The following is a 20,826-nucleotide window of genomic DNA, read 5'->3' on the forward strand; positions in this document are numbered from 1 at the left end:
GGTCGGTTTTTTCCACCGCACACCGTGCTGGCACTTTAACTGGCCGTTGGTTTTTTGATCTGTTTTCGGCGAGGGTTGCTCGTGATTGTTAGTCCCTGTAATGCACCAAAATTGTCTGCCAAACGGTTTCGAAGCGCTCTGGTAGCAGGCTCTGCACTGCTCTGCCTGTTCAGCGCCGGCCAGCTTTGGGCATTCAATCTGGATGACGTATCGGTCAAGGCAAAAGAGCTGGCCGGGCAAAAATACGAAGCCCCGCGCAGTAACCTGCCGAATGAATTTCGCGAGATGAAATTCGCGGACTATCAAAAAATCCGGTTCCTCACGGAAAAAGCCGAATGGGCGAACCAGAAAACCCCCTTCAAGCTTTCGTTCTATCACCAGGGTATGCACTTCGATACGCCGGTGAAAATCAACGAAATCACGGCCAACACCGTCGAAGAGATCAAATACGACCCAAGTCGTTTCGATTTCGGCGACGTGAAGTTCGATCCTAAAGCCACCGAACAACTGGGTTATGCCGGTTTCCGTGTGCTGTACCCGATCAACAAGGCCGACAAGCAAGACGAAATCATGACCATGCTCGGCGCGAGTTATTTCCGCGTCATCGGCAAAGGTCACACTTATGGCTTGTCCGCTCGCGGCATGGCCATCGATACCGCACTGCCGTCCGGCGAAGAGTTCCCGCGCTTCACCGAGTTCTGGATTCAACAGCCCAAGCCGGGCGACAAGCATCTGGTGATCTTCGCCCTGCTGGATTCGCCGCGTGCCACCGGTGCCTATCGCCTGACCCTGCGTCCGGGCAGCGACACGGTCGTCGACGTCAAGGCCAAGATGTTCCTGCGTGACAAGGTCACCAAACTCGGCGTTGCACCGCTGACCAGCATGTTCCTGTTCGGCGCCAACCAGCCGTCGAAAGTGCTGAACTATCGTCGCGAACTGCACGACTCCAGCGGTCTGTCGATTCATGCTGGCAACGGCGAATGGATCTGGCGTCCACTGAACAATCCGAAACACCTGTCCGTGAGCAACTTCTCGATCGAGAACCCGCGCGGTTTCGGCTTGCTGCAACGTGGCCGTGACTTCAGTCACTACGAAGACCTCGATGACCGCTATGACAAGCGCCCAAGTGCCTGGATCGAACCGAAAGGCGATTGGGGCAAAGGCTCCGTCGATCTGGTAGAGATTCCTACGGCCGACGAAACCAACGACAATATCGTCGCTTTCTGGAGCCCGGAAAAACTGCCTGAGCCTGGCCAGTCCCTGGACGTTGCATACCGCATGCACTGGACCATCGACGAAGCCTCCCTGCATTCGCCGGACAGCGCCTGGGTTCAACAGACCCTGCGTTCCACGGGTGATGTCAAGCAGTCGAACCTGATTCGTCAGCCGGACGGCAGCGTGGCCTATCTGGTGGATTTCGAAGGCCCCTCCCTGCAAGTCCTGCCGGAAGATGCCGAAGTACGCAGCCAGGTGAGCGTTGGCGACAACGCAGAACTGGTCGAGAACAGCGTCCGTTACAACCCTGAAACCAAGGGCTGGCGCTTGACCCTGCGGATGAAGATCAAGGATCCGAGCAAATCCACCGAGATGCGTGCAGCGCTGGTCAAGAACGTCTCGCCTGCCGAGGCGCTCAAGACCGCGGCGCCAGCATCCACTTCTTCCGTTGCCAAGGCCGACAAGATCGCCGCCCGCCAGCAAGAGAAGAAGGACAAGGAAGCCAAGCAGACTGAAGCACAAGCCCAGCAAGTCAAGGATACCAAGGACAAGGACAACAAAGACGCCAAGCAGCCTGTCGCTGCCGAAGCGGCCCCAGCCACAACGGAATCGGAACCGACTGAACAAGTCCTGACCGAGACCTGGAGCTATCAGTTGCCCGCCGATGAGTAATTTACAAGTACAGCCACAAACGCTTGCCGAGTACCTGGCGCATTTGCCGATGAGCGACGAGCAGCGCGCGGAACTCGCGGGCTGCAAGTCTTTCAGTGAACTGCACGAACGTCTGTCGTCCTCGACGTTCGACGCGCCGACCGAGGCTGCTCAAGCCTCTGTCGGCCGGCGCCTGACCCTGAACACCGCAGAAGAACTGGCGGATGCGCAAATGCTGGTGCTCGACGCCAGTGGTCGGGTTTGCCTCAAGGCAACCCCGCCGATCCGTCGGACCAAAGTCGTGCCGGAGCCGTGGCGCACCAACATTCTGGTGCGTGGCTGGCGTCGGCTGACCGGTCGCACCAATCCGCCGGCCCCGCCGAAGGATGAGAACGTGCTGCCGGCGGCTCGCTGGCGCACCGTCGGTTCGATCCGCCGCTACATTCTGCTGGTGCTGATGCTCGGTCAGACCATCGTCGCCGGCTGGTACATGAAAGGCATCATGCCGTACCAGGGCTGGTCGTTCGTCGATCTTGAAGAAGTCCTGCATCAACCGCTGACCCAAACCGCCACGCAAGTGCTGCCATATGCCTTGCAAACCAGCATTCTGATCATGTTCGGGATTCTGTTCTGCTGGGTCTCGGCCGGCTTCTGGACCGCGCTGATGGGCTTCCTTGAGTTGATCACCGGCCGTGACAAGTACCGCATTTCCGGCGCCAGCGCCGGCAACGAGCCGATCGCCAAGGACGCACGCACCGCATTGGTGATGCCGATCTGTAACGAAGACGTGCCGCGGGTGTTTGCCGGTTTGCGGGCGACCTTCGAATCGGTTGCGGCCTCGGGTAACCTGGATCGCTTCGACTTTTTCGTGCTCAGCGACAGTAACGACGCCGACATCTGCGTTGCCGAGCAGCAGGCCTGGCTGGATGTCTGCCGTGAAGCCAAAGGTTTCGGCAAGATCTTCTATCGTCGCCGTCGCCGCCGCGTAAAACGTAAAAGCGGCAACCTCGACGACTTCTGCCGTCGTTGGGGCGGTGACTACAAGTACATGGTCGTGCTCGACGCCGACAGCGTGATGAGCGGCGAATGCCTGAGCAGTCTGGTGCGCCTGATGGAAGCCACGCCGGATGCCGGGATCATCCAGACCGCGCCGCGAGCGTCGGGCATGGACACCCTTTATGCGCGTATGCAGCAGTTCGCCACCCGTGTGTACGGTCCGTTGTTCACCGCCGGTCTGCACTTCTGGCAGTTGGGCGAATCCCACTACTGGGGCCACAACGCGATTATCCGCATGAAGCCGTTCATCGAGCACTGCGCCCTGGCGCCGTTGCCTGGTAAAGGCGCGTTTGCCGGTGCGATTCTGTCCCACGACTTCGTCGAAGCTGCGCTGATGCGCCGTGCCGGCTGGGGCGTATGGATTGCCTACGACTTGCCGGGCAGCTACGAAGAACTGCCGCCGAACCTGCTGGACGAACTCAAGCGTGACCGTCGCTGGTGCCACGGTAACTTGATGAACTTCCGGCTGTTCCTGGTCAAGGGCATGCACCCGGTGCACCGTGCGGTGTTCCTGACTGGCGTGATGTCGTACCTGTCTGCGCCGTTGTGGTTCTTGTTCCTGGTGTTGTCGACGGCCTTGCTGGCGGTCAACACGTTGATGGAGCCGCAATACTTCCTGGAGCCGCGTCAGCTCTATCCACTGTGGCCACAATGGCAGCCGGACAAGGCAATTGCGTTGTTCTCGACGACCATCGTGCTGCTGTTCCTGCCGAAATTGCTGAGCATCATCCTGATCTGGGCCAAGGGCGCGAAAGAGTTCGGTGGCAAGTTCAAGGTGACGCTGTCGATGCTGCTGGAGATGTTGTTCTCCATGCTGCTGGCGCCGGTGCGGATGATTTTCCACACCCGTTTCGTACTCGCCGCGTTCCTCGGCTGGGCCGCGACCTGGAACTCGCCGCAACGTGACGATGACTCCACGCCGTGGAGCGAAGCGGTCAAACGCCACGGCCCGCAAACCTTGCTGGGCTTCTTCTGGGCGCTGTTGGTGATCTGGCTGAACCCGAGCTTCCTCTGGTGGCTGGTGCCGATTGTCGGTTCGCTGATGCTGTCGATCCCGGTATCGGTGATCTCCAGTCGTGTCGGCCTGGGCCTGAAGTCTCGTGACGAAAGCCTGTTCCTGATTCCTGAGGAATACAATCCGCCACAGGCGTTGCTGGCGACCGACCAGTACACCCACGAAAACCGTTGGCATGCGCTGAACGACGGCTTCGTCCGGGCAGTGGTCGATCCACAGCAGAACGCGTTGGCCTGTGCACTGGCGACGTCTCGTCACCGTCAGGCCGAGCCGATCGAATGGCTGCGCATCGAGCGGGTTCGCCATGCGATGAAGGTCGGGCCTGCCGGGCTGACCAACAACGAGCGCGTGGCCCTGCTGAGTGATCCGGTGGCACTGGGTCGCTTGCATGAGCAGGTCTGGAACGAAGGCCATGCCGAGTGGCTGCAAGCCTGGCGCACATCGGTGGATGCCGATCCCCATGCGCCGCTGCTGCCGCTCAAGCCTGTGAGCGTGCAGCCTCAGTTGGCCTAATGAAAAACCCCGCGAAAGCGGGGTTTTTTTGTGCTGATGGTCATTCCCACGCGCTGCCGGGAACGCCTCATACAGTTGATCTGACTGAACCCAACTTTGTGTTCGGCACGGATCCTGTGGGAGCGGGTTTGCCCGCGATTGCATCACCCCGGCTTCAAGCGAACCGGGATACCCACATCACCTCAAACCTTGAACCGCCCCACCAGCATCTGCAAATGCGTCCCCAGCCGCGCCAGCTCGACGCTGGAGGCCGCGGTCTCTTCACTTGCGGCCGAGGTCTGCTCGGACACATCACGCACGTTCAGCACGCTGCGGTTGATCTCCGCGGCCACTGCGCTCTGTTGCTCGGCAGCGGCGGCGATCTGCTGGTTCATCGACTGGATCGCCGACACGGTGCGGGTGATGCTTTCCAGTGAGCTACCGGCGCGGCGAGTCAGTTCGACGCTGCTGTCGGTCAGGCTGCGGCTATTGTCCATGATGGTCGCGACTTTCTGAGTGCCGGTCTGTAGGCCGACGATCAGCTCTTCGATTTCTTCGGTGGACTTCTGGGTGCGCTGGGCCAGGCTGCGAACTTCGTCAGCGACCACCGCAAAACCGCGCCCGGCTTCACCGGCGCGGGCAGCTTCGATGGCGGCGTTGAGCGCCAGCAGGTTGGTTTGCTGGGCCACGGACTTGATCACATCGAGCACGCTGCCGATCTTGTCGCTTTCGCGCTTCAGATCGCCCATGGCGACGGTGGAGTTGCCGACTTCGGTCGCCAGGCGTTCGATCTGGGCGATGGCTTCGCCAACCACCTTGTCACCCTCGCGGGCCTGCTGGTCGGCGGCAACGGCAGCTTCGGACGCTTCCTCGGCGTTACGCGCGACCTCTTGCACGGTGGCGGTCATTTCGTGCATCGCGGTGGCCACCTGATCGGTTTCGACCTTTTGGCTGTTGACCCCGGCGCTGGTCTGCTCGGTGACGGCGGACAGCTCTTCAGCGGCACTGGCGATTTGTGTCACGCCATCGCTGATGCCGCCGATCAGTTCCCGCAGGCCCAGGGTCATGCTCTGCATGGCGCGCTGTAGCTGACCCAATTCGTCCTGGCGTTCGGAAGTCAGGTTGTGAGTCAGGTCGCCCGCGGCGACACGTTCGGCCACTTTGAGGGTCTGGCTCAGAGGAATGACGATCTGGCGGGTGATGGCCCAAGCCGCGAACAAACCAAAGGCCGACGCGAGGACGGTGGCCATCAGCAGCAGGTTTTTGGCGTGTGCCGCATCGGTGTCACGCACGACGGTTTGCGAGACGGTGAGCTTTTTGCTGACGTCGAGCAGAATGTCGCCTTGCGCGCTCATACGCTTGAGGGCTGCGGCGCTGGCGACTTGGGAGTCGCGGAACTGGCTGACGGCTGCGCGGTAAGCTTTGAGCGAATCGGTCGCCTGTTGCAGATTGGCGATGTGTTGTTCCGGCAGTTGAGACGGCAGGCTCTCGAGGTTTTTCAGGGCGTTGTCGATGGCGTCCAATGCCGGCTGTTGGGCCTCGGGCTTGCCGCTGTAGGTGTAGCCACGGACCTGGAAGCGCGCTTGCTGAATCAGTTTGCTCAGGTCGATCACGCTGTTGAACTGGGCGACACTGTCGCCTTGCAACAGGGATTTTTCGACTTCAGCGACCCGGGCCACGGCGTTATCGGCGGTGGCGCCCAGTTTGCTGCGAGCATCTTCGCGGGTGGCGGTGGCCTGAGTCAGATCAGCGAACGCGCGTTTGTATTCACTGACTGCGGCCAATTGCTGGTCGATCATTGCCACGTCGGCAGGCTGTTCGATCAGCGTGCGGGCGGTTTTCAGGCCGGTATCGAGTTGGCCGGTCAGCTCGTTGACGGCGCCCGGGCCTTGTTCGCCACGGCGCATGTCGTAATCCAGGCGGGCCAGGCGCAGGTCTTTGGTCAGCTCATTGAGGCTGGAAATAAACCCAAGCGTATCGCCACGGCTGATCACACCGCTCAGGCCGGTCCAGCCGGTGAAGGTGATCAATAAGGTTAGAAGCAGCACCAGACCGAAGCCGACACCCAGTTTGCGATTGACGCTTACGTTTCCCAGTTTCTCGGCTAGCCAACGGTACATGCTGCAACTCCCCTAGGACCTAATCGGTTTTATGGGAGCTGTATCGGCCGGCGGGCAGGAATCTGTAGGCGAGTAAACACTTGTGGCGAGGGATCTTGCTCCCGCTTGGGCGCGAAGCGGCCACCGCTTTTTACCAGAAGGACCGCATTCACCGGTTTTACGACTGCTTCGCAGTCGAGCGGGGGCAAGCCCCCTCGCCACAGGTAGGTTGTTTGGCTTAAAACAGTCGCGAAAGCAGCGCGGTGACGGCGGTTTCGACCCGCAGGATGCGGTCGCCGAGTTGCACCGGTTGCAGGCCGGCCTTACCCAGCAAGTCGATCTCGTAGGGAATCCAGCCGCCTTCTGGGCCGATGGCCAGGGTCACGGGTTCGTCCAGGCCACGAGGGCAGGGCGGGTAATTACCGGGATGGCCGACCAGACCGAGGGTGCCTTCGGCAATGGCCGGCAGACGATCTTCGACAAAGGGCTTGAAGCGCTTCTCGATAACGACCTCCGGCAGCACGCTGTCCCGGGCCTGTTCAAGACCCAGGATCAATTGCTCGCGAATCGCCTCGGGTTCCAGGAACGGGGTTTGCCAGAAGCTCTTCTCGACGCGATAGCTGTTCACCAGCACGATGCGCGGCACACCCATGGCGGCCACGGTCTGAAACACCCGACGGAGCATTTTCGGTCGCGGCAGAGCCAGCACCAAAGTCAGCGGCAGCTTGGCCGGTGGCGGCTGGTCGAGGGTGACGCGTAACTCGGCTTCATCGGCGTCCAGGCGCAGCAATTCGGCCGAGCCCATCAAGCCGCCAATACGCCCGACCCGCAGGCTGTCGCCGACAACGGAACGATGGACTTCCTGCATATGAGTCAACCGGCGATCGCGCAGGATCGCCCGGTCGGCCGCAATGAAGTCGGCCTCTTCGAGGAGCAGCAGGTTCACGCTTGGGTCGCTGGCGGCTGGTCGTTGTGATCGTCAGCCGGCTGATCGTCCGGGTGCTCGCCGCGCTTGCTGATCAGGCTACCGAACAGGATGCCGATCTCGAACAGCAACCACATCGGAACAGCCAACAGCGTCTGCGAGAAGATGTCCGGCGGCGTCAGGATCATGCCGACCACGAAGCAGCCGATGATCACGTACGGACGAATCTTCTTCAGGTAGGCGACGTTGACCACGCCGATCCACACCAGCAGCACCACGGCTACAGGAATCTCGAACGCCACGCCGAAGGCGAAGAACAGCGTCATGACGAAATCGAGGTAGCTGGTGATGTCGGTCATCATTTCCACTCCGGCGGGAGTGGCGGCGGCGAAGAACTTGAAAATCAGCGGGAACACCAGGAAATAGGCGAAGGCCATGCCGGTGTAGAACAGCAGAATGCTGGACACCAGCAATGGCACTGCGATGCGCTTCTCATGTTTGTACAGACCCGGCGCGATGAAACCCCAGATCTGGTGCAGGATCACCGGAATCGCCAGGAACAGCGAGACCATCATGGTCAGCTTCAGCGGCGTCAGGAACGGCGACGACACGTCGGTGGCGATCATCGTCGCGCCGGCCGGCAGGTACTGGCGCAGCGGCGTGGAGACGAAGGTGTAGATCTGCTGGGTGAAGGCGAACAGCCCGGCAAAGATAATGAAAATCGCCGCTACACAGCGCAGCAGGCGAGTGCGCAACTCGGTGAGGTGCGAAACCAGCGGCATGTGCTGGTCGTTTTCGGGGAGATCGCTCATGAGGCTCGCGGCGGCAAAGTGGTGTCGTGAGGCGCCGGTGTTGTCGGCGCGGCGGCAGGAGCAGCAGGTTCTACGGACGCGACAACCGGCGCCGGTTCAACAGCTTTCACCGTTTCCGTCGCTGCAGCGGCAGGTGCAGCTTCTGCAGTCGGAGCATGAATCGTCTGCTCCGCCACAGGCTCAACCGGCTGAACCGGTGTGGCCTCCTGCTGAGTCGGCGTGAAGATCTTCCGCGCCTCCTGCTCCAGGGACAGAATGTGCTCGTTGTGCAGTTGCCGGCGGATCTCGTCGGCACCGATTTCACGTTCAACTTCCTGTTTGATCGCGTTGAAGCTGCGCTTCAGCCGCCCGACCCACAGGCCGGCGGTGCGCGCAGCACCCGGCAGACGCTCGGGCCCCAGCACCAGCAGGGCAACGAGGCCGACGAGCAGCAGTTCAGAGAAGCTGATACCAAACATTAGTCAGTGCTCACGAGTCTTTGCGGATCGGCTCTTCGACTTTTTGCGCCTGCACATCGATGGTGTGCGGCGGGTTCACGGACTGTGCGGCCTGCGGCTGAACAGGTGGGACCGGTTGGGCCGGGGTAACAGTCGGGTCAACCGGCTTGTCTTCATCGTTCATGGCTTTGCGAAAGCCCTTGATCGACTCGCCCACGTCGGTGCCGAGGTTTTTCAGCTTCTTGGTGCCGAACACCAGCACCACGACAACCAGGATGACGACCCAGTGTTTCCAGTCAAAAATGCCCATATTGCGTTCCTCTCTAATAGTTGTTCAGGCGGACGGGCGAGAGGCTTTCTCGGCATGTCCGGACAGACCGAAGCGACGGTCCAGTTCATCGAGCACAGCCTGTGGATGCTGCCCCAGTTGGGCGAGCATGACCATGCTGTGGAACCACAAATCGGCAGTCTCGTAGATCACATCGCTGCAGTCACCGCTGATGGCGGCATCCTTGGCGGCAATGATGGTTTCGACCGACTCTTCGCCGACTTTTTCCAGAATCTTGTTCAAGCCCTTGTGGTACAGACTGGCGACATACGAGCTGTCGGCAGCGGCGCCTTTGCGCTCTTCGAGCACCTGGGCCAGACGGGTCAAAGTGTCACTCATGTGTGTGTCCTGCGGAGTAGATAGCGTGCGGGTCTTTCAGAACCGGGTCGACAGTTTTCCAGTCGCCGTTCTCGAAGACACGGTAGAAACAGCTCTGACGGCCGGTATGGCAGGCGATGTCGCCGATCTGCTCAACCATCAGGATGATCACGTCAGCGTCACAGTCCAGGCGCATCTCATGCAGGGTTTGCACGTGGCCGGACTCTTCGCCCTTGCGCCACAGCTTGCCACGGGAACGTGACCAGTAAATGGCACGGTTCTCGGCAGCGGTCAGTTCCAGCGCTTCGCGGTTCATCCAGGCCATCATCAGGACGCGTCCGGTCTTATGATCCTGGGCAATCGCCGGCACCAGGCCATCGGTGTCCCACTTGATCTCGTCCAGCCAGTTTTTCATCTTCGACTCCGACAGCGGGCTCTACTTCAATAGTTGAGGCCAATGTTCAAATTCAGCGTTCAAACAGTGTGCCAGCCGATCATCCAACTGGCTATCGGCGAACGACCAGATACAAACCGACCGCCACCATGATCCCGGCGGGCCAGTGCCCCAGTTCGTTCAACGGGCCACCGGCGGCGAGTATCGTGCCACCGGCGAGGTGAGCGCTGCCGAGCAGGCGCATGAACCAGTCGTCCTTGCGCTTGTGCCAAGGGGGCGGCGGGTCCTTGGCATGGGGCTGGGACATGCGCTCGAGCAGGTCGCGGGCCATGTTGGTCAGGTGCGGGATTTGCTCGAACTGGCTCTGCACGTTGCCCAGCAAGGCTTTGGGGCTGACACGCTCGCGCATCCAGCGCTCGAGGAATGGCTGGGCGGTGTTCCACAGGTCGAGGTCCGGGTACAACTGACGGCCCAGGCCTTCGATGTTCAACAGGGTTTTTTGCAGCAACACCAACTGCGGCTGCACTTCCATGTTGAAGCGTCGAGCGGTCTGGAACAGGCGCATCAGCACCTGACCGAAGGAAATATCTTTTAACGGTTTTTCGAAGATCGGCTCGCACACTGTGCGAATCGCCGCTTCGAATTCGTTGAGTTTGGTTTCCGCCGGCACCCAGCCCGAATCGATGTGCAACTGCGCGACACGGCGGTAATCACGCTTGAAGAACGCGAACAGGTTGCGCGCCAGATAGTCCTGGTCTTCCGGGGTCAGGCTGCCGACGATGCCGCAGTCGATCGCGATGTACTGCGGGCTCCACGGTTGCACGGTGCTGACGAAGATGTTGCCGGGGTGCATGTCGGCGTGGAAGAAACTGTCGCGGAACACCTGGGTGAAGAAAATCTCCACACCACGCTCGGCGAGCATTTTCATGTCGGTGCGCTGGTCGGCCAGAGTCGCGAGGTCGGTGACCTGAATCCCGTAGATGCGCTCCATCACCAGCACTTTCGGCCGGCACCAGTCCCAATAGACTTGCGGCACATAGAGCAGCGGCGAACCTTCGAAATTGCGTTTCAGCTGGCTGGCGTTAGCCGCCTCGCGCAGCAGGTCGAGTTCGTCGTAGATGGTTTTTTCGTAGTCGATGACCACGTCCACCGGGTGCAGCAAGCGAGCGTCGGCCGAGAGCTTTTCCGCGGCGCGGGCAAGAATGAACAGCCACGCCAGATCCTGGGCAATGATCGGTTTCAGACCCGGGCGGATCACTTTGACGACGACTTCTTCACCGGTTTTCAGCTGCGCGGCATGCACTTGCGCCACCGAGGCCGAGGCCAGCGGTTCGACGTCGAAACGGCTGAAGACTTCACTGATTTTTTTGCCGAGCTGCTCTTCGATCAGCTTGATCGACACTTGCGAGTCGAACGGCGGCACGCGGTCCTGCAGCATCATCAGTTCATCGGCGATGTCTTCGGGCAGCAGGTCGCGGCGCGTCGAAAGGATCTGGCCGAACTTGATGAAAATCGGCCCCAGGTCCTGCAACGCCAGGCGCAATCGCATGCCACGACTCAGCTCCAGCGTCTTGCGCGGGAACCAGCGCCACGGCAAGGCGTAGCGCAGGGCCAGCAGAAACCAGGGCAGCGGCAGGGCGAACAGCAAGTCATCGAGGCGGTAGCGGATCACGACGCGCTGGATGCGCAACAAACGGCGGACGGCAAGCAGCTTCATGCGTTATCGCTTGGGTCGAGGGATCGGGAGAGGCGCTCGAAACGCGCCTCGAGACGTTCCAGATCGAGCTTGATCTGGTCCAGTTCATTGAAACGGGCTTCAGCTTCGCGCAGACCGACGAGGGTGCGCGATTCTTCGGCCAGGTATTCGCCCAGGTTCTGGTTCAGGCTGGCGAACCCTTGCTGATACCAGCGTGCGCGACTGCGCAGATGACCGCCGACCAGTTGCGTAGCGACAGGTCCGAGCCAGCGCGAGAGTTCGTACTCCCAGTCCAGTTCGAGGTCCTGAAGGATCGCCGCCAGTTCCAGCAGCACGCCACTGTCGCCGTCGAGTTCGACTTCAGGCTCATGCAGGACCGAGGTCTTGTCCTTGTTCATCGCCAATTTCAGCAGGCTTGAGGCCGGTGCACGCAAGGTGCAGTCGGCGCCGGTTTCCCACTGGGACGCCAGCATCAGGCCTTCATCGCTGGGCAGGATAAACAGTTGCAGGACCGGGCTACGGCAGTCGACGGCAATCACCTTGCCACTCAAATGCGCCAGCCGCGGCAGCGCCGTGCTGTCGAGACGCAGCACCCGGTTCAGGCCGAGCTCAACGCTGGCAAGCAGGCCGGCCAGCAACATCAGGGCTTGATGCCGCGGTGCAGGGCAACGATGCCTGCGGTCATGTTGTGGTACGTCACGCGGTCGAAACCGGCCTCGACCATCATCGACTTCAGGGTTTCCTGATTCGGGTGCATGCGGATCGATTCGGCCAGGTAGCGATAGCTTTCCGAATCATTGGTGATCAGCTTGCCCATCAACGGCATGAAGGCGAACGAGTAGGCGTCGTAGGCTTTGGACATCAGCGCGTTGGTCGGTTTGGAGAATTCCAGCACCAGCAAACGGCCGCCCGGTTTCAGCACGCGCAGCATCGAGCGCAGGGCATCTTCTTTGTGAGTCACGTTGCGCAGACCGAAAGCGATGGTGACGCAATCGAAATGGTTGTCCGGGAACGGCAGTTTTTCAGCATCGGCCTGGACGAATTCGACGTTGCCGGACACACCCAGATCCAGCAGGCGGTCACGACCGACCTTGAGCATGGATTCGTTGATGTCGGCCAACACTACCTGACCAGTCGGTCCCACAAGATGCGAAAACTTGCGGGTCAGGTCGCCAGTGCCGCCGGCGATGTCCAGCACGCGGTTACCGGTGCGCACGCCCGACAGTTCGATCGCGAAGCGCTTCCACAGACGGTGCATGCCGCCCGACAAGAGGTCGTTCATCAGGTCATACTTGGCGGCTACCGAGTGGAAAACCTCAGCGACTTTTTCCGCTTTCTGGCTTTCCGGAACGTTTTTGAAGCCGAAGTGAGTGGTGGGTTCGGCATCGCTGCCTTTGCGCTGATCAGTCATATCGCTGTCACCAAAAGAGAATGCGGGACATTCTAATCCCGGTGGCCTGCTTTGTCTTGGCAAGGCTGAAGGTAAGATAGGCAATTACCGGGACGTTTTGACGCATGCAGGGTCAAGATGTCTTGAGCAAGTCACGATAAAGCAGGAGTCATTCGATGGCCCGTATTAGTGTTGAGCGTGCCCATGGCCTGGGTAAGGAAGCGGCCCGCGAGAAGGCCGACAAGTTGGCGCAGAAACTGTCCGAACAATATGGCCTGGAGCCGCAGTGGTCCGGCGACACCCTGAATCTCAGACGCTCGGGTGTAAAAGGGGCGGTGTATGTGGGCGAGGACTCGATCAAGGTCGATGTCGAACTGGGCCTGTTGATGTCCGCCATGAGCGGCACCATCAAATCGGAAATCGAAAGGGCGCTCGATAAAGCACTGACCTGATCCATTTCCTTCTATGAAATGCGATTAATGTGGGAGCGGCGGTGCGACGATTCGACTTGCTCGCGAATGCGGTGTGTCAATCGACATCAATGCTGAATGACACACCGCATTCGCGAGCAAGTCGAATCGTCGCACCGCCGCTCCCACATTTGTTCTGCGTCTACAGGTTTTGTGTCACTTGTTAGGGTGCCGTTTCTAATTATTCTCACTACTTTGTGCCTGAGCCCGACTCTCTGCGGGCAGTTCCTCGACCCTTCTGCGCGTGAGGTGCACCATGGCCAAAGTTATTTTGAAGAAAAAAGTCGACGTTGAGACTAACGCTCCGAGCGACGTCAAATCGTATGCACGCAAAATCTGGCTGGCTGGTCTGGGTGCTTACACCAAGGTCGGTCAAGAGGGTAGCGAGTACGTTCAAGAGTTGATCAAGGCTGGTCAAGCTGTTGAAAGTAAAGGAAAAAAAGTCGTCACTGAAAAACTTGAAGCGGCCAATGCCGAGATCGATGAAGCCAAGAGTGAAGTGAGCACTTTCAAAGGCAAAGTCGAACTTCAACTCGACAAAGTCGAAAGGGCTTTCGATACACGTATCGCAAGCGCCTTGAATCGTATCGGCATTCCGTCTAAACATGACGTGGAGACACTCTCTGCTAAGCTCGATGAGCTGACGGCATTGCTCGAACGTGTCGCGCGTAAATCTTAAGGAGAACGGGATGGCTGGCAAAAAGACTACTGAAAAAGAAGGCAGCTCGTGGATCGGGAAGGTCGAAGACTACTCCCGCAAGATCTGGCTGGCTGGTTTAGGCGTGTACTCGAAGATTGACACTGACGGCAGCAAGCTCTTCGATACATTGGTCAAGGACGGTGAGAAAGCCGAGAAGCTCACCAAGAGCGCTGTCGGCAAAAAAGTCGATGCCGCCAAGGACTCCGCTTCGTCGGCCAAGTCGCGCATCAGCGGCGTGAAAGATCGCGCACTGGGCAAATGGGATGAGCTGGAAGGGGCTTTCGACAAGCGTCTGAACAGCGCCATTTCGCGCTTGGGTGTACCGAGCCGCAATGAGGTAAAAGCGCTGCACAGCAAGGTCGATACCCTGACCAAGCAAATCGAAAAACTCACCGGTGCCAAGGTTGCGCCTGTTGCGGCGAAAACCGCGGCAGCCAAACCAGCAGCCAAAAGCGTAGCCAAACCGTTGGCCAAGGCTACCGCTAAACCGGCAGCCAAAACTGCAGCGGCGAAACCTGCTGCCAAAGCGGCCGCTAAACCTGCAGCTAAAACCGCAGCGGCCAAACCGGCTGCCGCGAAGAAGCCAGCAGTGAAAAAACCGGCAGCCCCGAAAGCGGCCGCACCGAAACCAGCAGCGGCCGCCGCCAAACCGGTAACCCCGGTCAGCACGGCGAACTCCGCCGCTGCGCCGACCCCTGCTGTAACCCCGACTATCGCGCCGGCTCCGTCGACGCCAACCAGTCAGTCCTGATGATCGTTCCCACGCTCCGCGTGGGAATGCCTCACCGGACGCTCCGCGTCCATTGCGGCAGTGACGCAGAGCGTCACCGGCTGCATTCCCACGCGGAGCATGGAACGATCACGCCCTGCCTGCGAAGGTCGGGCGTTTTTGTTTGTGCATGCATTCTGGAAGGCTCCGAAGATCCAATGTGGGAGCGGGCTTGCTCGCGAAAGCGATTCATCATTCAACAGTGATGTCGATTGACACACCGATTTCGCGAGCAAGCCCGCTCCCACAGGGTCAGTCGTGCTCTTCGAGGTACTGCAACGCCAACCGCTCGGTTGCGATTTTCACCGGCGGCAGCAGATGCGGCGCCACCAGCATCATGATCTGATACACCACCAGTCTCACTTCACCTTCACGGTCGAGAATCCGCTGATAGTCCAGCGAGAACAGCAACGTCATGGTGATTTGTTCCACCAACTGCCCCAGCGCCTGGGTGTCACTGACCAACTGACCTTTAGCTTTCAACTGCGCCAGCAATGACGCCAGTGTGCGCTTCAACGCATTGAGCAGGTTGCGTATTCCCTTGGCCAGTTTCGGCAGGCGGCCGGCAAGGTTCGACAGGTCCTGGAACAGAAACCGGTAGTGGGCCAGGCGTTCGACGATCAGGTGCAGGAACAGCCAGTAATCATCAGGCGCCAATTCCACATCGGACGGTGGATCTAGCAAGGGCGTCAGCTCGGCCTGGAAACGCTCGAACAGCCCGAGGATCAGCGGTTCCTTGCCGTGGAAATGGTAGTAGAGGTTGCCCGGGCTGATGCCCATTTCGTTGGCCACTTCCATGGTGGACACATTCGGTTCGCCCTTCTGATTGAACAACTGCAGGGCACATTCGAGAATCCGGTCGCGGGTTTTCATCCAGTCTTCTTAATGGTCGAGTCATGCCACGGCCATTGGCGGCCGTGGTTCGTTGAACGTCAGCGCACGCGCACGTAAGTACCGGGTGCCGCCTCCATCGGTGGATAGTTCTGGTTGCCGAGGGCCATCTGGGTTTCGTGTTGCGCGCCGGAGCGTTCCTGAATCCAGCCCAGCCATTGTGTCCACCAACTACCGTCGACGCGCTTGGCGTCGTAATACCAGGCTCGCGGGTCGCTGCTCAGTTTCGGATTCTCGACGTAGTTCGCTTTCGGACTATTGGGCGGGTTGAGAATGCTCTGCACATGACCGCTGTTGGACAGCACAAAGCGCCGCTCGCCCCCCAGCAGCAATGTCGAGCGATACACCGCATCCCATGGGGTGATGTGATCATTCATGCCCGCCACGCTGAAACTGTCGACGGTGACTTTCTGCAGGTCGATTGGCGTGCCGCACACTTCCAGCCCGCCCGGATGATTCAGCGGGTTGTGCTTGAAGAAATCCAGCAGGTCGCCATGAAATGCCGCCGGCAGGCGCGTGTTGTCATTGTTCCAGTAGAGGATGTCGAACGCCGGCGGCTCCTTGCCCAGCAGGTAGTTATTGACGAAGTAATTCCAGATCAAATCGTTGGGCCGCATCCAGGCAAACACCCTGGCCATGTCGCGACCTTCCAGAACACCCTTCTGATACGAGCGGCGCTTGGCCGCTTCCAGCGTCTGTTCGTCGGCGAAGAGGGTGGCCGGGCTGTCTATCTGGCTGTCGAGCATACTGACCAGGTAGGTCGCACTGGACACACGTCGCAGCTGCCGCTTGGCCTGCAAATGCCCTTGCAGCGCGGCGATGGTCAGCCCGCCGGCACAGGCCCCCATCAGGTTGACCTCGCGAGCGCCGGTGATTGCCCGGCACACATTCATCGCTTCTTCGGCGGCTTCGACGTAAGACGACAACCCCCATTCGCGATGACGCACATCGGGATTGCGCCAGCTGATAATGAAGGTCTGCAAGCCGTTTTTAAGGGCGTACTGGACGAAGCTGTTGCCGGGGCTCAAGTCGAAAATGTAGTACTTGTTGATCTGTGGCGGGACAATCAGCAATGGCTTGGAATACTGCTTTTCGCTCATCGGCTTGTACTGGATCAGCTCCAGCAGCTCATTGCGAAACACCACGGAGCCGGTGGTGGTGGCGACCGTTTTGCCCACCTCGAATGCTTGTTTGGTGACTTGTCTTGGCAGACCGTCGTTGTGCATAAGGTCGTCGAGCAGATGGCCGATACCCCGCACCAGACTATTGCCGCCGGAGTTGAAAAACTCCTTGATCGCCAGCGGATTGAGCAGGGTGTTGGACGGCGCCACGGCATCGTTGATCAAGGCAAAGGCGAAGTGGGCGCGGGCACGATCGTCCGGGCTCATGTTGCTTTCGTCGATCCAGCTTTTGACTTCTTTCTGCCAGCTCAGATAGGCCTGCAGGCTGCGGCGATAAAAAGGATTGAGGCTCCACGTCGGGTCGGCAAAGCGACTGTCCTGCGGGTTGGTCGGGTGCAGGGTCTCACCCAACAGGACGCGGCCCAACTGGCCGCCCAGCTTCAAGGCATGCCGGGCCGTATACACCGGGTTGCGCAGGCCGTGGGTGGCCAGGCTGCGCAAGGTCGAAAGCAGGTCCCGGCCGCGCAGACCGGTAACCGCACTTTGTGCATTGATGAATGCAGCGGGAGTGGGCAAAGAGCCCTTCGCTGGTTTGTCGCGCATGAGTTAACACTCCTTCGTCATCAGGCCAAAAACAAACACACCCGAACAAAACACCATAGACGTTGTTACGGGTTGTTGCGCGGCACGGCCTCTTGCCGACTCCTTTTCATAAACAAAAGTCGGGATCGGTTAACCGCCCGATGGCGCCGGATGTGGATGCATTACTGCGCGCTGACGTTCTTCCTCAAGAAACTTCATGATGATCGGTGCCACCGCTTCGGCACGGGTAATCAAAAACAGATGCCCATCGTCGATGATGTGCAATTGGGCGTTGGGAATTCGCCAAGCCAACATGCGCATGTTGATCAGGGGGATCAGTGGATCGTCGTCGCCGGCCAACACCAGGGTCGGCTGGTTGATCTTGTGCAGCCAGTGAATGCTGGTCCAGCCGAGGCCGGCGAACAGCTGCCAGTAATAACCGAGTTTGCCTGCCGAGCGGACCCTGGCGGCGTGACTGGCTGCCAGGGTCGGATCGCGACGGAACGAGCCGCCATAGATCATCGGTGCGATACGGATCACATGGGATGGCTGGATGTAGCGCCGTGGGCTGGCCATCATCCACAGCACTTTCGGCTTGCCCGGCACCATCACGGCACCGGCCGCCGTGGCCGCCAATACCAGCTTCTTGCAGCGCTCGGGATAGTCATGGGCGAACTGCTGCGCCAGGGCGCCACCCCACGACACGCCGATCACGTTGACTTGCCCGTAATCGAGATAGTCGAGCATTCGCGCCGTGAGTTTCGCCAGGCCCGAAAAACGATACGGGCGGTTGGGAGTCGATGAGCCGCCGACGCCGGGTACGTCGAAGGCGATGACTTCCAGGTCCGGATCCAGAGCCTGGACGAACGGGAATATCAGCTCCAGGTTGGCGCCGATGCCGTTGAAAATCAGCAAGGGCGTCAAGTGAGGCTTGCCGGGGCGTACCGCAGTGCGGAGGGTCTGGCCATCCAGGTTGACGGTACGAAAGACGAACGGTTGCGGCATGCACGGAGCCCTGTAGGTTTTAAACGCGGATCGAGCCGTCCCGGGCCGTCGCAGAATGTTCGAGGCTGGCCTCGAGAGTGATGGGTAGAAATCGCGGCACCTCCCAGTGCCGCGGACTGCGAGTTATTTGAAGCTCAACGTTCATGCACGTAAGTGCCCGGCGAAGCCTCACCCGCTGGATAGGCCTTGTTGCCAAGGTTGGCGGGGGATTTTTTCAGTTTGCCCGAACGCTCGGCCTGCCATGCCTGCCAATGCAACCACCAGGAATCGGTGTGCTTGGTGGAGTTTTCCATCCACTCTTCGGCTTTGACCGGCATGTCGGTGCTGGTCATGTAGCGCGCTTTCGGATTGCCCGGAGGGTTCAGAATGCTCTGGATATGCCCACTGCTGGACAGTACGAACTCGACTTTACCGCCGAACAGCTGTGCGGATTTGTAGCAGGACTTCCACGGAGTGATGTGATCGTTGGTGCCGGCCAGGGAAAAGATGTCGGCGGTCACCTGCTTGAGGTCGATCGGCGTGCCGCACACTTCCAGGGCATCGGGGCGGATCAGTGGGTTGTTTTTGAACATCTCGATCAGGTCGCCGTGGAACGCCGCGGGCAACCGGGTGGTGTCGTTGTTCCAGAACAGAATGTCGAAAACCGGCGGCTCATTACCCAGCAGGTAGTTGTTGACCCAGTAGTTCCAGATCAGGTCGTTGGGGCGCATCCAGGCGAAGACTTTCGCCATGTCGCGACCTTCCAGCACACCGGCCTGGTAGGAATGGCGCTTGGCGGCTTCGAGGGTCTGCTCGTCGACGAACAGGGCCACATCGCTGTCCAGGGTGGTGTCCAACACGCTGACCAGCAGGGTGAGGGCGTTGACCTTCTTCTCGCCGATCGCTGCGTAGTGGCCCAGCAGGGCGGTGCAAGTGATGCCGCCGGAGCAGGCACCGAGCATGTTCACGTCTTTGCTGCCGGTGATCGCCGTGACGACATCGACCGCTTCCTTGAGCGCTTCGATGTAAGTCGACAGACCCCACTCGCGCTGCTCCTTGGTCGGGTTGCGCCAACTGACGATGAATGTCTGCACGTTGTTGCGCAGGCAGAAGCGCGCCAGGCTCTTGTCCGGGCTCAGGTCGAAAACGTAGAACTTGTTGATCTGTGGCGGCACCACCAGCAGCGGGCGTTCATGCACCTGCTCGGTGATCGGTCGGTACTGGATCAGCTCCAGCACGTCGTTGCGAAACACCACTGCGCCTTCAGTCACGCCCAGGCTCTTGCCGACTTCGAACGCGCCCATATTGACCTGGCTCGGCATGCCGCCGTTGTGCACCAGATCCTTGGCCAGATGGGAGAGACCGTCGAGCAGGCTTTTGCCACCGGTTTCGAAGAAGCGTTTGACCGCCGCCGGGTTGGCCGCCGTGTTGGTCGGGGCCATGGCTTCGGTCATGAGGTTAATCACAAAATGACCGCGAGCGACGTCCTTGGGCGAGAGGTTGCTGTCATCGATCCACGCGTGAAGCTCCTTGCGCCACGCCAGATAAGTTTGCAAATAACGTTTGTAGAGCGGGTTCTGACTCCAGGCCGGATCAAGGAAGCGACGGTCATCGCTTTGTGGTTGAAGCTCGGATTTTCCCAACAGCACGTTCTTGAGTTCGATGCCGAAATGGGCGACATGTTTGACACTGTGGATGGGTTGCCTGATGGCCTGGCTCAGCACCATGCGAGCAGAGCCCAAGAGATCCTTTCTACGTAGTCCAACAACAGGATTCAGCCCCAAGGTGTTTTCCGAAGCCTGAAATTTCAAGTCATCGTTAAGCTTGTTACTCATCTACGACGCTCCATTGTCCTGAGGCGAGTACCTGAGCCCAGCTGTGTAGTCACACAACAAACGCCAGGTACTACTGCTCGGGTGACCGTTAATTGCGCATAGCTACAAATGCACGGAACTTGCCAGCTCCATTGGTTACCCGAGTTTAATTTTTTTCGCAAGCGGGCCAATCGTTGACCCGGCAGCCAAGCATTCAAACAGATGGAATTAGAAAATGCCCTCTAAACAGCCAGAGGCCTGACCTAGAGCATCAGCTTGACGACGGATTCATTCGGATCACGGGTCTTTCCAGCCGCTTTGAGTTCCGCAAGATAATCACTCCAGAGATCTTCTTGGCGCACTGCCAGCTGGTACAGATATTCCCAAGTGAACAGTCCGCTGTCGTGGCCGTCGTCGAAGGTCAATTTCAGTGCGTACTGACCGGCCGGTTCGACCTTGCTCAGGCCTACGCCGATCTTGCCAAATTGCAGGACAGGTTTGCCGTGGCCCTGGACTTCGGCGGAAGGAGAATGCACGCGAAGGAACTCGGCGGGCAGGTGATATTCCTCGCCGGACGCGTATCTGAGCGTCAGGGTTTTTGAGGCTTTGTGGAGTTTGATGTCGGTGGGGAGTTGGGTCATGGCCGGCAGTCCGTCTTTGTGGGAGA

The 20,826-nt window shown here is 59.6% G+C and carries 20 protein-coding genes and 1 pseudogene; 5 read left to right on the forward strand and 16 right to left on the reverse strand.

Annotated features, from left to right (window positions below):
• The first annotated feature begins 81 nt into the window (after positions 1–81).
• A complete protein-coding gene (locus IC37_RS09915) occupies positions 82–1,887 on the forward strand; it encodes a glucan biosynthesis protein G (RefSeq protein ID WP_030129242.1) in 1,806 nt (601 codons plus the stop codon).
• Positions 1,880–4,450: a glucans biosynthesis glucosyltransferase MdoH gene (gene mdoH, locus IC37_RS09920; protein WP_030129241.1), complete on the forward strand. Its 2,571-nt coding sequence runs from the start codon at positions 1,880–1,882 to the stop codon at positions 4,448–4,450. The genes IC37_RS09915 and mdoH overlap by 8 nt, the downstream gene beginning before the upstream one ends.
• A 182-nt stretch (positions 4,451–4,632) precedes the next feature.
• On the opposite strand, the gene IC37_RS30940 is transcribed toward mdoH, so the two are convergent.
• The 11 genes and pseudogenes from IC37_RS30940 to ubiE form a co-directional block, all read right to left on the reverse strand.
• A complete protein-coding gene (locus tag IC37_RS30940) occupies positions 4,633–5,505 on the reverse strand; it encodes a methyl-accepting chemotaxis protein (RefSeq protein ID WP_371916318.1) in 873 nt (290 codons plus the stop codon).
• A pseudogene (locus tag IC37_RS30945) lies at positions 5,491–6,549 on the reverse strand (methyl-accepting chemotaxis protein); the annotation flags it as partial. The pseudogene IC37_RS30945 and the gene IC37_RS30940, both read right to left, overlap by 15 nt.
• A 217-nt stretch (positions 6,550–6,766) precedes the next feature.
• Positions 6,767–7,474 (reverse strand): 16S rRNA (uracil(1498)-N(3))-methyltransferase, encoded by a 708-nt coding sequence (locus IC37_RS09930; RefSeq protein ID WP_030129239.1) that lies wholly within the window; start codon positions 7,472–7,474, stop codon positions 6,767–6,769.
• A complete protein-coding gene (gene tatC / locus IC37_RS09935) occupies positions 7,471–8,265 on the reverse strand; it encodes a twin-arginine translocase subunit TatC (RefSeq protein ID WP_030129238.1) in 795 nt (264 codons plus the stop codon). The genes IC37_RS09930 and tatC overlap by 4 nt, the downstream gene beginning before the upstream one ends.
• A complete protein-coding gene (gene tatB / locus IC37_RS09940) occupies positions 8,262–8,723 on the reverse strand; it encodes a Sec-independent protein translocase protein TatB (RefSeq protein ID WP_030129237.1) in 462 nt (153 codons plus the stop codon). Before tatB ends, tatC begins: the two co-directional genes overlap by 4 nt.
• 10 nt (positions 8,724–8,733) lie before the next feature.
• The gene (locus IC37_RS09945; RefSeq protein WP_030129236.1) at positions 8,734–9,012 is read right to left on the reverse strand and encodes a twin-arginine translocase TatA/TatE family subunit; all 279 of its coding nucleotides are present in this window, start codon (positions 9,010–9,012) and stop codon (positions 8,734–8,736) included.
• A 24-nt stretch (positions 9,013–9,036) separates the two neighbouring features.
• Positions 9,037–9,369 carry a phosphoribosyl-ATP diphosphatase gene (locus IC37_RS09950; RefSeq protein ID WP_007899279.1) on the reverse strand — a complete coding sequence of 111 codons (333 nt, stop codon included), beginning with the start codon at positions 9,367–9,369 and terminating at the stop codon, positions 9,037–9,039.
• Positions 9,362–9,763, reverse strand: a complete 402-nt coding sequence (hisI, locus tag IC37_RS09955; RefSeq protein WP_030129235.1) for a phosphoribosyl-AMP cyclohydrolase — start codon at positions 9,761–9,763, stop codon at positions 9,362–9,364. The genes IC37_RS09950 and hisI overlap by 8 nt, the downstream gene beginning before the upstream one ends.
• A gap of 91 nt (positions 9,764–9,854) precedes the next feature.
• Positions 9,855–11,459, reverse strand: a complete 1,605-nt coding sequence (ubiB, locus tag IC37_RS09960) for a ubiquinone biosynthesis regulatory protein kinase UbiB (RefSeq protein ID WP_030129234.1) — start codon at positions 11,457–11,459, stop codon at positions 9,855–9,857.
• Positions 11,456–12,079 (reverse strand): SCP2 domain-containing protein, encoded by a 624-nt coding sequence (locus IC37_RS09965; RefSeq protein ID WP_030129233.1) that lies wholly within the window; start codon positions 12,077–12,079, stop codon positions 11,456–11,458. The genes ubiB and IC37_RS09965 overlap by 4 nt, the downstream gene beginning before the upstream one ends.
• Positions 12,079–12,849, reverse strand: coding sequence for a bifunctional demethylmenaquinone methyltransferase/2-methoxy-6-polyprenyl-1,4-benzoquinol methylase UbiE (gene ubiE / locus IC37_RS09970; RefSeq protein WP_008005057.1), 771 nt, complete (start codon positions 12,847–12,849; stop codon positions 12,079–12,081). The genes IC37_RS09965 and ubiE overlap by 1 nt, the downstream gene beginning before the upstream one ends.
• Before the next feature lie 155 nt (positions 12,850–13,004).
• On the opposite strand from ubiE, the gene IC37_RS09975 reads away from it, so the two are divergent.
• The 3 genes from IC37_RS09975 to IC37_RS09985 all read left to right on the forward strand — a co-directional run bounded on the left by IC37_RS09975 (position 13,005) and on the right by IC37_RS09985 (position 14,749).
• Positions 13,005–13,280 carry a polyhydroxyalkanoic acid system family protein gene (locus tag IC37_RS09975; protein ID WP_030129232.1) on the forward strand — a complete coding sequence of 92 codons (276 nt, stop codon included), beginning with the start codon at positions 13,005–13,007 and terminating at the stop codon, positions 13,278–13,280.
• Positions 13,281–13,554: 274 nt separating this feature from the next.
• On the forward strand, positions 13,555–13,977 hold the full coding sequence (locus IC37_RS09980) for a phasin family protein (protein ID WP_030129231.1): 423 nt from the start codon (positions 13,555–13,557) through the stop codon (positions 13,975–13,977).
• A gap of 10 nt (positions 13,978–13,987) precedes the next feature.
• Entirely contained in the window at positions 13,988–14,749 is a 762-nt protein-coding gene (locus IC37_RS09985; protein WP_030129230.1) for a phasin family protein, read from the forward strand.
• Positions 14,750–15,019: 270 nt separating this feature from the next.
• Here the strand turns inward: IC37_RS09985 and IC37_RS09990 are convergent, their stop codons facing one another.
• From IC37_RS09990 to IC37_RS10010, 5 genes are all read right to left on the reverse strand, one after another.
• Positions 15,020–15,640 carry a TetR/AcrR family transcriptional regulator gene (locus IC37_RS09990; RefSeq protein WP_030129229.1) on the reverse strand — a complete coding sequence of 207 codons (621 nt, stop codon included), beginning with the start codon at positions 15,638–15,640 and terminating at the stop codon, positions 15,020–15,022.
• 59 nt (positions 15,641–15,699) lie between these two features.
• Positions 15,700–17,382: a class II poly(R)-hydroxyalkanoic acid synthase gene (phaC, locus tag IC37_RS09995; protein ID WP_030129228.1), complete on the reverse strand. Its 1,683-nt coding sequence runs from the start codon at positions 17,380–17,382 to the stop codon at positions 15,700–15,702.
• 129 nt (positions 17,383–17,511) lie between these two features.
• The gene (gene phaZ / locus IC37_RS10000) at positions 17,512–18,366 is read right to left on the reverse strand and encodes a poly(3-hydroxyalkanoate) depolymerase (RefSeq protein WP_030129227.1); all 855 of its coding nucleotides are present in this window, start codon (positions 18,364–18,366) and stop codon (positions 17,512–17,514) included.
• A 134-nt stretch (positions 18,367–18,500) separates the two neighbouring features.
• A complete protein-coding gene (phaC, locus tag IC37_RS10005; RefSeq protein ID WP_030129226.1) occupies positions 18,501–20,180 on the reverse strand; it encodes a class II poly(R)-hydroxyalkanoic acid synthase in 1,680 nt (559 codons plus the stop codon).
• A gap of 242 nt (positions 20,181–20,422) precedes the next feature.
• Positions 20,423–20,800 carry a gamma-butyrobetaine hydroxylase-like domain-containing protein gene (locus IC37_RS10010; protein ID WP_030129225.1) on the reverse strand — a complete coding sequence of 126 codons (378 nt, stop codon included), beginning with the start codon at positions 20,798–20,800 and terminating at the stop codon, positions 20,423–20,425.
• Positions 20,801–20,826 lie beyond the last annotated feature (26 nt).

This window comes from Pseudomonas sp. QTF5 (assembly GCF_000512695.2).
In the GTDB taxonomy this organism is placed as follows: Bacteria; Pseudomonadota; Gammaproteobacteria; order Pseudomonadales; family Pseudomonadaceae; genus Aquipseudomonas.